Annotated in this window: 12 protein-coding genes; 9 read left to right on the top strand and 3 right to left on the bottom strand. The window is 35.2% G+C overall.

From position 1 onward, the window contains the following. Positions 1–169: 169 nt before the first annotated feature. From MHH85_RS10020 to msrA, 3 genes are all read right to left on the bottom strand, one after another. Entirely contained in the window at positions 170–922 is a 753-nt protein-coding gene (locus MHH85_RS10020; protein ID WP_340706928.1) for a class I SAM-dependent methyltransferase, read from the bottom strand. 438 nt (positions 923–1,360) lie between these two features. Continuing rightward, positions 1,361–2,230, bottom strand: a complete 870-nt coding sequence (locus tag MHH85_RS10015; protein ID WP_445684124.1) for an AEC family transporter — start codon at positions 2,228–2,230, stop codon at positions 1,361–1,363. A gap of 170 nt (positions 2,231–2,400) precedes the next feature. Beyond that, on the bottom strand, positions 2,401–2,928 hold the full coding sequence (gene msrA / locus MHH85_RS10010) for a peptide-methionine (S)-S-oxide reductase MsrA (protein WP_340706926.1): 528 nt from the start codon (positions 2,926–2,928) through the stop codon (positions 2,401–2,403). 112 nt (positions 2,929–3,040) lie between these two features. Here msrA and MHH85_RS10005 point away from each other — a divergent pair, with 112 nt between their 5' ends. The 9 genes from MHH85_RS10005 (at position 3,041) to MHH85_RS09965 (ending at position 12,046) form a co-directional block, all read left to right on the top strand. Continuing rightward, positions 3,041–3,985: an LCP family protein gene (locus MHH85_RS10005; protein WP_193739494.1), complete on the top strand. Its 945-nt coding sequence runs from the start codon at positions 3,041–3,043 to the stop codon at positions 3,983–3,985. An 87-nt stretch (positions 3,986–4,072) separates the two neighbouring features. Next, a complete protein-coding gene (locus MHH85_RS10000) occupies positions 4,073–5,278 on the top strand; it encodes an AI-2E family transporter (RefSeq protein ID WP_193739495.1) in 1,206 nt (401 codons plus the stop codon). Between the two features lie 316 nt (positions 5,279–5,594). Further along, entirely contained in the window at positions 5,595–6,629 is a 1,035-nt protein-coding gene (gene argC, locus MHH85_RS09995; protein ID WP_340706925.1) for an N-acetyl-gamma-glutamyl-phosphate reductase, read from the top strand. Between the two features lie 15 nt (positions 6,630–6,644). After that, positions 6,645–7,871, top strand: a complete 1,227-nt coding sequence (argJ, locus tag MHH85_RS09990) for a bifunctional glutamate N-acetyltransferase/amino-acid acetyltransferase ArgJ (protein ID WP_340706924.1) — start codon at positions 6,645–6,647, stop codon at positions 7,869–7,871. After that, on the top strand, positions 7,834–8,613 hold the full coding sequence (gene argB, locus MHH85_RS09985) for an acetylglutamate kinase (RefSeq protein WP_340706923.1): 780 nt from the start codon (positions 7,834–7,836) through the stop codon (positions 8,611–8,613). Before argJ ends, argB begins: the two co-directional genes overlap by 38 nt. Then, a complete protein-coding gene (locus tag MHH85_RS09980) occupies positions 8,610–9,743 on the top strand; it encodes an acetylornithine transaminase (RefSeq protein ID WP_340706922.1) in 1,134 nt (377 codons plus the stop codon). Before argB ends, MHH85_RS09980 begins: the two co-directional genes overlap by 4 nt. A 162-nt stretch (positions 9,744–9,905) precedes the next feature. Then, complete coding sequence (locus MHH85_RS09975) at positions 9,906–10,409, top strand: hypothetical protein (RefSeq protein ID WP_340706921.1); 504 nt, start codon at positions 9,906–9,908, stop codon at positions 10,407–10,409. Between the two features lie 218 nt (positions 10,410–10,627). Further along, entirely contained in the window at positions 10,628–11,563 is a 936-nt protein-coding gene (locus MHH85_RS09970; protein ID WP_340706920.1) for a nuclease-related domain-containing protein, read from the top strand. 63 nt (positions 11,564–11,626) lie between these two features. Beyond that, positions 11,627–12,046: a hypothetical protein gene (locus MHH85_RS09965; protein ID WP_340706919.1), complete on the top strand. Its 420-nt coding sequence runs from the start codon at positions 11,627–11,629 to the stop codon at positions 12,044–12,046. Positions 12,047–12,062 lie beyond the last annotated feature (16 nt).

Raw genomic sequence — 12,062 nt, 5'->3', positions numbered from 1 at the left:
TCCTTCGCTTCGCTCTGTCCGGGTGCTTCCGCTCGTGCTGTTCCCGCAGGAGTCGCCGCCTTCGCTCCGAACAACTAATGAAACACTTCTATATCAAATAAATCTATTCCGTATTATGCAATCTCGATTTACGCGAACTGAAACTATTTATGTTCCTGCCTCTTTTTCCTTATTTAGATTTAGAGACATCTTTAGTTGCAGCAATCATTAAAAACATTGGTCTACGGTTTTCATCGTGCATTTCAGGTATATTCTTTAACATTTCTTCAGAAGGTGTAGATTCTTTTACTGCACTAATACTAAAACCTGCATTAATCAAATCATTCATATAAGTAGAAATTGTACGATGATATTTTTGTACGCTTTCATTTAAAAAGGATGTTTCACGTAATCCTTCAAATTGATAATTGTCAACTGGCCAGTGTAAACGATTGCCTTTTTCATCGACATACCAATCTTGTTCACTTCTTGAAGTGAAAATTGGGTGCTCAACAGAAAAGACAAATGCCCCACCATTTTCTAAATAATCGTAGACCTTTTGGCAAATTATATCAAACGATTGAATATAGTGAAAAGCTAGCGAGCTTATGACTACATCAAATTGAGCATCTGAGAATTGAATATCTTCAATCGATTCTTGAATATAAGTGATGCTAGGATCGTCTGTTTTTTCACGCGCTTTTTCCAACATTTTTTCAGATAAATCTACGCCTATTACAGAACTCGCTTGTTGCTCTCTTGCAAATCGGCAATGCCAACCAAACCCGCAACCTAGATCTAGTACCCGCTTATTTTGCAAATCTGGTAGAAGTGTTTTTAAAATATGCCACTCACCAGCAGCTTCAAGTCCATCCACTGACCGGGGCATTTGTTCATAAGCAGAAAAGAACTTTGGTTCATCATATTTGTTTTGTTTTGTCATGTTATATCTAAACTCCTATCTATAGTATTAGAATATGGATTTTTGTATTAAAAATCAAATTATTCGAAGATTTCCTCTATTGTTTTTTCGCCTTTACTGTTATTGACTAATTGATTACAGTTGTTGTTCAAACAGATCTTTACAGGAAAAAGGATAGTAATATAATTGTACATACTGATATTGAAACAAAGAAGTTGAATTGTTCTTCCCATATTGTTTAACAAAAACTCCATCAAACAACGGCACAATAACGTTTAAAACTCCTTTGTTAAAGAAGAATGGTGTATTATACATCAAACCGTTGGATTTGATGTATAATACACCGATAAAAAAAGTGGTTATACCAATCAATCGATTTTTTCGGTAATCTTCATTTAAGAATAGAAAAATAATATGTAAATTACAGTGTTTGTTAACAAATTTATGCTTGGATAAAACTTAAATACCTAGGAAATAGAGTACAACCGGAATCGATATGATACTAATGATTGTAGTTACAAATGTAGTAAAGGATACTAAATCGGGTTCGGTATCAAACTGTAGTGCAATCATCGTAGTATTTGCAGCAGCGGGCATAGCAGATTGGATGATTAAAACGGTTTTAATAAGAGAGCTAAGGGGCATAAAAGATAAAATTACTGCTGCTAAGATCGGTGATAGAATTATACGGATAATAGATACAACCGAAACTAAGCGATAATCCACTTTTTTAGCTGAAATAGCAGCCAACTGCATCCCAAGAACGAGCATCACTGTTGGAATTGAAGCTTCAGCTACTAAACTAACACCATCCATTACTGTTTTGGGAATAGTAATATGGTAAAATTCTAAAGTAATACCCGCTAGTGCAGCGTAAATTAAGGGCATGCGTAAAACTTTTTGGATGGATTGTTGTATCGTTGCTTTTTGTGATCCACCTATTGAAGCAAAGAAAATGCCTAAGCTATTCATTAGAAGCGATTGAAGAACCATAATAATTACGGCTATATCAAAACCCGCAGCACCTAAAGCAAATAACACTACTGGTGCTCCGTAGTTGCCGCTATTCATAAATACGGCTCCGAGGATCATTGCAGAAAACTCTGATCGTGAAGCCTTGAGTAAAGTAGATATTCCCCAAGTACAAAGAAACAGAACAACCGTTAACGTTATTGTGAAAATCGCTATGTATAAATAATCTTTAGTTAAGGGTGTCGTATAAAATGTACGAAACGCGAGGAATGGTGACATTAAATATAGTGCAGCGGTAGAAATCGATTTTATATCAAAACCTATACATCTTTGGCCGATAAAACCTATAGAAAACACTATTAGAACGGGTAAAATAATAAGGAATAAAGACAAATAATCATCTCCGTTAGATTTATTAGATATTTCTTATTATTCCACTTTTGAAAATATAGACAATACTATTTTAAAAAAAGTTTTATTTTTTCAGAGAAAAAACACGTAGTATGTATACTACGTGTTAACTGTTGTTATTTCCAATTTGTATTTATAAATTCATCACGACCGGACTTAGCACGGTCTTCTTTATAGTGATTGGCACTTTTTTTGTAATAATCTTGATGGTAATCTTCAGCAGGATAGAATATACTTGCTTCACGAATCTCAGTGACAATCGGTTTAGTGAATCTTCCACTTTCAGCTATCGCTTGTTTGGAAGCTTCAGCAAACTGTTGTTGCAACGAATCATGATAGAAAATTGCTGCTTTATAAGATTCACCTCGGTCTTGGAATTGACCTCCGTCATCAGTTGGGTCGACTTGTGGCCAGTAGATTTCTAGTAATTTTTCGTATGAAAAGATCGCTGGATCGAATTCAATTTGGACGACTTCTAAATGTCCTGAGTGACCGGCTTTTACATCTTCATATGTCGGATTTTCTAAATGTCCACCCATGTAGCCTGAAGTTACTTTATGTATTCCGTCATATTCGGCAAATGGTTTGACCATGCACCAAAAACACCCACCAGCAAATGTAGCTATATTAGTAATTTGTTCCATGTTGTAACCTCCAATAGTATAAAGACGTCATTAATACGTGAAATCTTGTACATCTTTTAGTTTACAACATTGACTACTAGAAAAACATACTCACTTGAAAGGAGCATACATCATGCAAGAAAATCAACAAACACGAGTGCGTAAAAAAAGACGCAAACTTCGTAAAGGTCGTGTGTTCTTTACTTTTCTCGTACTTCTATTAGTAGGGGGAGGAGTATATGCATACACTGAATATAAAGCAGGTCTAGAACTTGCGAAAGGGCAAGAACAGATAAAAGAAAAATTTATTGGTGATAAAGCTTCATCAAAAAACATAGAAAATATTTTACTTTTAGGTGTCGATTCTCGCGGTGAAGCTAAATCGCGAACAGACTCTATGATTCTTGTTTCATGGAACAAAGATACGAATGACATTAAGATGGTATCATTCATGCGAGATATTTATGCAGATATCCCTGGCTATCAATCATATAAGTTGAATACGGCTTATTATTTAGAAGGTGTTCAATTATTAAAGGATACAATTAGCAATATGTTCGATGTAGAAATTAATCACTATGCATTAATTGATTTTAAAAGCTTTGAATCAATGGTAGATATTCTTGCACCGAATGGGGTAGAAGTTAATGTCGACAAAGATATGTCGAAAAACATAGGAGTTAAACTGAAAAAAGGAACACAACAGTTGAATGGTAAAGAATTATTAGGCTTTGCTCGATTCCGTTCTGATGCACAAGGTGACTTTGGACGTGTAGATCGACAACAAAAAGCTCTAGAAGCATTGAAAAAAGAAGTTGTATCACCTGGCAATTATAAAAATTTCCCTAAATTATTAGGAGCACTTCAAGGTTATGTTCAAACTGATATGACAGCTAAAGATGAATTATCATTAATGGCATCAATCATAAAAGGTGGAGATTTAAATATCGAAAAACTGACTATCCCAGTTGAACATGGCTATACATTTGCCAATTATTCTCATGCAGGGTCTGTCATTGAAATAGATCGTGCTTTAAATAATAAAGCTTTAGAGGAATTTCTTGATTTCGAACAGTAATATAGGGGTATAATAATATTATTAGCGCAAATTGAATGCTTCCTGTAAACTATTCATATAGCATTTTTGTCATAAAGGGGGGATTGGATGGAACCAGAGAAACCATCATTTTTTTCAACGAGATTTATTCGTTTCTTAGGGGGTAGAAATTTACTTTTTGGATTAATAACCTTATTAATTTTAGGTTGTATTATATTCATCTATGATAAAGTATCTTTTATTTTCTATCCCATTATTGTTTTTTTACAAACAGTAGTACTCCCGGTTATCTTAGCCGCGATTGCTTATTATCTATTAAGACCGATTCTGCGTATACTTGAGAAATGGAGAATACCGCGAGTATGGGGGATTCTGATTATTTATCTTGGGTTAGCAGGTATAATTACTTTGTTAGTTATACTAGTATTCCCATTTTTAAAAGGTCAGTTTACAAATTTAATTAATGAATTCCCACAATACTTTATGGAAATGCTTCATCAAATTCAATCTTTCGTACAAGGATCGACTTTCAATTCCTTCTTAGCTAAATACAATTTTGACTTAGATCAAGTAATGTCAAATATAACGAAAGATTTAAGTGATACAGTTAAGGATACAGCAGGTAAACTGGGTAGTGGTATTGCGACAGGTATTACAGGCTTGATTTCTACTCTAACTGGAATTCTTTTAGCAATCGTAACTGTTCCATTCATCTTATTCTACTTATTAAAAGATGGAGAAAAGCTTCCAAAATTTATTTTGAAAATGTTTCCTCCTCGTATGAGAGATGACGCTGCTCACCTTTTCCATAAAGCAGATCGCCAAATTAGCTCATATATTCAAGGGCAAATTATTGTTGCATTTTGTATCGGTGTCATGATTACAATTGGTTTCTTAATCATCGATATGGATTATGCAATCGTGCTAGGCTTCTTAGCGATGATAACAAGTGTTGTGCCTTACTTAGGACCTATTATAGCCATAACACCTGCTGCGATTATTGCTATCGTAACGTCACCAATTATGCTGGTCAAACTGGCAGTGGTATGGACTATAGTACAATTAGTGGAAGGGAAATTTATCTCACCACAAGTTATGGGAAAATCGTTACATGTACATCCCATTACCATCATATTTGTATTACTAACTGCGGGTTCATTATTCGGTGTACCAGGTGTTGTTCTAGGTATACCAGGTTACGCAGTACTGAAAGTGTTAGTTACACATTTGTTCTATCTATATAAGAAACGCTATAATAGACAAGAACCAGATCCTACTATGGAATATGAAGTGGAGAACTGGAAAGACGAATAATCGGTAGCTTTTGCTACCGATTTTTTTATAAGCAATAACAAAATGAATGATTTTTTAAATAAAAGGTATGATTTAAAAAGCAGAACAGCTATTCTTTCGATTTTATATTGAAGGAAATGCTGTTTTTTTATGTATAAAAATACTATTTATTTCGAAAAATCTCTTTTGAAAAAATATTTTTACAATATTAAATGCTTTAGTACCAATGATGGAAGCGTGTACATTCCCAATATAACGAAATGCAAATAAAAATACAATTGACTTTATATTTATACATACTTATAATAATTTGTAACATACATGTGGGGTGATTCAGTTGAAGGTCGGAATTATTGGTGCAACAGGATATGGCGGGTTAGAACTAATAAGATTATTACATAATCATCAAGAAGTCGAAAAAATTAAATTATTCACTTCTTCTGATGAAGGAGCCATTTTTTCACAAAAATATAGTCATCTAAAAAAACTATACGATCAACCATTAGAGAAAATTGATATAGATACATTAGCTGAATTAGATGTTGTATTTACAAGTACTCCATCAGGGGTTTCAAGCAAGTTACTACCACCTCTATTAAATGGCAAAACGAAATTCATAGATTTATCTGGTGATTTCCGACTTAAAAATTTAGAAGATTATGAAAAATGGTATAAAAAAGATCCGGCTCCTAGTGATGCTGTTGAGCAAAGTGTATATGGATTGTCTGAATGGAACAAAGAGGCCATCAAAGAAGCAAATCTTATTGCCAATCCAGGTTGTTATCCAACGGCAGTTTTGCTTTCTCTTTTACCATTACTAAAAGAAAATCTAATTCATGCAGATGGCTTAGTCATTGATGCAAAGAGCGGAATTTCAGGCGCGGGGAATAAGCCTAGTATGATGACTCACTTCAGTGAAACAAATGAAAATACAGCCATCTATAAAATACATGAACACCAGCATATTCCTGAAATTGAACAGGCTATGAAAATGTTCACAAATAGTGATTCACCAATTACATTTACAACAACATTAGTACCGATGACGAGAGGGATTCTGGCAACAAGCTATGCTCAAATCACTTCAGGGACAACAGAAGAACAACTATATAACTGTTTAGTTAAACAATATCAAAGCAATCCTTTTGTACGAATTATCAAGAAATCAGCAAAATTTGGAACGAACCAAGTTTATGGTTCTAATTTCTGTGATATCCATGTGAAAGTAGATTCAAGAACTAGTAAAGCTACTATAGTTTCTGTTATTGATAATTTAGTCAAAGGGGCAGCAGGGCAAGCCATTCAAAATATGAATATACAGTTTGGTTTTGATGAAACAGCGGGTCTTATGCAAGTGCCATTATACATTTAAAAAGGGAGTGTTTTTATGATAACAACATTTGAGAGCTTAAAAAGAATTTCAAGTAAAAATATCGTTTCACCAAAAGGGTTCACTGCAACAGGTATACATTGTGGCATCAAACATAAGAAAAAAGATTTGGCGATTTTAGTAAGTGAAGTACCTGCAAATGTAGCTGGTGTTTTTACAACAAACGTTATTAAAGCAGCTCCTCTTGTACTGACAAAGCAGGTTGTGAAAGAGTACGGCAAAATGCAAGCACTCATCGTCAATTCTGGGAATGCGAATGCGTGTACAGGAACACAAGGCTATAAAGATGCTGAAACAATGCAACAATTAACAGCAGAAAAATTAGGGATTGCAAAAGAACTAGTAGGAGTTTCATCGACAGGCGTAATCGGAGAAATCATGAACATGGAGCCGATTGCAAAAGGGATTGCTGAAATTACACCAAATGCAACATTAGAAGGAGCAATCGATTTCGCACAAGCAATACTAACTACTGATACGGTCACTAAAAATACAGCATATAGCGTAAGTATAGATGATAAAGAAGTTGTCATTGCCGGTGTAGCAAAGGGATCGGGTATGATCGAGCCAAATATGGCAACAATGCTTGCCTATGTCACTACTGATGCAGATATCGATCAACAAGCATTGCAACAACTATTAAAAGAAGTAACAGATGTGACATTTAATGCGATTACTGTAGATGGAGATACATCAACAAATGATACAGTTTTAGTATTAGCTAACGGATTAGCAGGCAATGCCACATTAACACCAGCACACCCAGAATGGGAAACTTTTAAAGCAGCTTTCCATGCTGTATCTCAAGATCTTTCAAAAATGATTGCAAAAGATGGTGAAGGTGCAACTAAATTAATCGAAGTTAAAGTTGAAGGTGCTGTAACTGATGAAGAGGCACGTAAAATTGCCAAAACAGTTGTAGGATCTCCATTGGTGAAAACGGCAATTTTTGGTTGTGATGCAAACTGGGGACGAATTATTTGTGCCGTCGGATACAGTGGTGCAACAGTTGACCCGACCGATGTGAAAATTCAAATTGGCTCAACTACAGTTGTTGAGAAAGGTGAACCAGTACCATTTTCTGAGGAAGAACTGATTGTCTATTTGAAACAAAATGAAGTGAAAATTGCAGTATCCTTAAATCAAGGTGAAGGATATGGTACTGCTTGGGGATGTGACCTAACGTATGACTACGTGCAAATTAACGCAACATACAGATCATAAAACGATTGTTATTAAACTAGGTGGCAGTATGCTAGAAGGTTTAACGACTGATTTTTTTGAAAACTTCAAAAAGATGCAGCAAAAAGGCATAGACATTATTATCGTCCATGGTGGTGGACCTGCTATTAATCAAGCATTAGCCAGCGCTAATATAGAGACTACTACTAAAAATGGAATTCGAATTACATCAATTGATGCGATTGAAATCGTACAATCGACATTAATTGGTAAAGTAAATCCAGCACTAACGCATCAATTGAATGGAGCTGGTATTAAAGCAATCGGTTTAAGTGGTTATGATGGAAGTTTATTTAATTGTACATTCTTAGACAAAAAAGAATACGGCTACGTAGGTAATATTGAAGCCGTTAACACGGCACTTCTAAAAACTCTACTTGCTGAAAAAATCATTCCAGTAGTATCTTGCTTTGGGGCCTCTTCTGATGGAATACCGCTTAATATTAATGGTGATACAGTTGCTAGTAAAGTAGCTTTAGCAATGAATGCTGATAGCCTGTTACTCGTGACGGATACACCTGGGGTAAAAATTGACGATGAAGTTCAAAACAGTGTAAATCCAGAACAAATCAAAGAATGGATTCAATCTGGTGATATTTATGGTGGTATGATTCCAAAAGTTCAAGCTGCCATCGACTGTTTAATTGAAGGAATACCAACTGTTCAAATCGTTGGTTCAAAATTAGTCGGTACAACGATCCAAAGAAAGGGAGTTATCGCATGAGTGCATTATTTGGGAATTATAGCAGACGCCCAATACATTTAGTAAAAGGGCAAGGAACGAAAGTCTATGATGAAGCGGGAAAAGAGTATTTGGATTTTACTAGTGGCATTGCAGTACTAAGTCTAGGGCATGCAAATCCTATTTTAGTAGAGGCAATTAAAGAGCAAAGTGAAAAATTATGGCATATTTCTAATCTGTTTGAAAGTCCTGAACAAGAGCAATTAGCAGCCACTCTTGTAAAAGATACGCATCTGGCACACGGATTTTTCTGTAATAGTGGAGCAGAAGCGAATGAAGCAGCGATAAAACTAGCTCGTAAGCATACGGGTAAACATACAATCATCACTTTTGAAAATTCATTCCACGGTAGAACATTCGGTGCGATGTCAGCTACAGGTCAAGCAAAAGTGCAACAAGGCTTTGGTCCCTTAGTAAATAAATTCATCCATGTTCCATTTAACGATGTCAAAGCTCTTGAAGCAGTAGTAAATGATGAAGTAGCAGCTATTATGCTAGAAGTCGTGCAAGGTGAGGGTGGCGTAAATTCTGTTTCCAAAGAATTTGGTGAAGCCATTTCTAAAATCTGTAAAGATCAAGGCATCTTACTCATTATTGATGAAGTACAAACAGGTATCGCTCGTACAGGTACACGTTATGCATATGAACAAACTGCATTGAAACCAGATATTTTAACACTTGCTAAAGGACTCGGTGGGGGCTTCCCAATTGGGGCGATGCTTGGAACAGCTGAAATGTACAACACATTCAGCCCAGGTACACACGGTACAACATTTGGTGGTAACCCACTAGCCATAGCCGTAGCGCAAACAGTTCTTAATCATGTGTTTAAAGAGTCATTTTTAGGGGAAGTACTTAAAAAATCAGAGTATTTCACAGAGCAATTAGAAATAATTCTACCAGCAGAGAAGTTTACAGTAAAAGGAATGGGATTACTGTTAGGTGTAAACTGCGGTAAAGCAGTAGCTCCATTGATTACAAAAGCTGAAAATGCAGGCTTACTATTAGTTGGTGCGGGTGAAGAAGTGATTCGTTTACTGCCACCACTAACGGTAACATATGAAGAAATTGATGCAGCTATTGCAATATTAGCAGATATAATAAACGATTAATAAGCTTGAATTAATGCGTTCAGAGAATCGCAATTCAATATTCTATACCTCTTTCAAAAGTGTTTTATATAAGCGGATCGGTTCACGGACCTGTTCGCTTATTGTTGAACACGAAACTTCCATGTATGTAATTCGTCAAAAGTAAAAAAGGGGGGTATTAACATGTCTAACTATATACATTTCAAAGGCATACTCACTGAACTCAACGAAACATCATCTCATTTCGCCTTAACTTGTCAAAAACAAGAGGACAACTCTACATTTATACTTAATATAACGAAAGAAACGCTCCTTTTTCATAGCACTTCATACGAGCACCTTCCAGTAAGTGAACTAAAGCAAGGCTTTTTTATTCATGCCTATGTCCATGAGCTTCAACCTGCTACGATGATCTTTCCACCGCAATTCTCTCCAACACTCGTGCTTGTAAATGAGGAAGATTTATTCTACGGCAACAAAGTTGGTACATACAATGCGGAAAAATCTTTAGTAGAAGCAGATATACGGTTAAACATTAGTTCAAATACGAAAATACTAAATGCAGCAGGGGAAAGTATAGCAGCTGAAATGCTTAATGAACAGGATATAGCTGTATTCTTTAAAATGAGTACACGTAGTATTCCACCACAAACTACACCGCAAAAGATTATATTATTGGGAGATTAAGTGCCTGGATAAAAAAGAATTCATTTTATTTGAATGGATTCTTTTTTACTTTATAATTTTATTTACTTTTGAATTAAACTACAATGTTTTCATTTAAAAGAAGCAATAATATATAGAGTGATATTGTTTGACTATTCTGTAAATAAAGTGGTATGAATAAAGGTGTGGTAGTTTAGGAGGTTAAGCCTATATTCATTAAGCGACAAGTACCAAGTGAAATGTATGCACATAAGCGACTCATTAAACGACTCTCCCCAAATCATCAAAAAATCGAAGCCATCATTCGCCAACTTGAAAATGTAACAGCTGGTTTTAATGGCGAATGTCGCGTAGATCAAATGGTACAAGAAGTACTGTTTAACAAACATTTTTATTACTTCCCAAACTTCGAGTGTCAACTCTCTCCAACTCGTATTGCCCAAATAGATTCGGTTTTGCTCACACAAAGTTATATTCTATTAATAGAAATCAAAAATATGCGAGGAACCTTACATTTCCAAGAACAGCCCTACCAACTCATACAAGAACTTGAAGGGCAATCCATTGCATATCATTGTCCACAAATGCAATTACTTCGTGCATCAGACACATTTGAGCGCTGGTTAAAAAACATGAAGTTTCAGCAATTACCTATTTATAAAACAATTATTATGCCTAATAACCGTACAGTAATTAAAACTGCGCCTACAACTGTACCGCTAATCATGTCGAAAGAAATCGTACTATTTATTCAAAAACTAAATGAACTTCCTGTAGTTATAAACGAAGCTCAATTAGAAGCATTGATTCATTCAATTAAAGTGAATAATAAAGCGTACAAACACAAACCGTTATGTGAAAAATACAACATACCTATTGAGCAAATAAAAAAGGGAGTCATATGTCATTGCGGAACGAGTGACATCCGTATCTCTGAACGGACATGGCATTGTTCAAAATGCCATGTAGTTATTCCCAATGCAATCGAACAAACTTTATACGATTGGTTCATTATTTGTGCTGAAGAAATTACAATAACCGAATGCATCGATTTTCTAAGCTGTAATAGTAGAACGCTAATCTCAAGAGTATTGAACAACAGCAACTATATAGCTTTAGGAAAGACTAGATCTAGGAGATTTAAGTTAAAAAATGAAGAAACATTTTATCAATAGTTAAAACTATAGCCCATAAACTTCATTTTGTATGAAGTTTTTGGGTTTTTGGTTTGAAAAAAAGTGAGTAGGTTAAAAGTAGAGCCGAGTAGGTTAAAAGAAAGCTCGAGTAGGATAAAAGGAGAGCTGAATAGGTTAAAAGAGCGCTCGAGTAGAACAAAAGGAAGCCCAAAAAGAGCGAATAGGTTAAAAGAAAGCTCGAATAGGATAAAAGGAGAGCCGAATAGATTAAAAGAGAGCTCGAATAGAACAAAAGGAAACCAAAAAAGACTGAGTAGGATAAAAGTAGAGCCGAGTAGGTTAAAAGAAAGCTCGAATAGGATAAAAGGAGAGCTGAATAGGTTAAAAGAGAGCTCGAGTAGAACAAAAGGAAACCCAAAAAGAGCGAATAGGTTAAAAGAAAGCTCGAATAGGATAAAAGGAGAGCCGAATAGATTAAAAGACAGCTCAACTAGAACAAATGAAGCTAAACAAGTCAAATAAACTCACATGGAAATTC

This window comes from Viridibacillus sp. FSL E2-0187 (assembly GCF_038006425.1).
Classification (GTDB): Bacteria; Bacillota; Bacilli; order Bacillales_A; family Planococcaceae; genus Viridibacillus; species Viridibacillus arvi.
The sequence above is the reverse complement of the archived record's forward strand: the minus strand, read 5'-3'. Positions and strand labels throughout refer to the sequence as shown.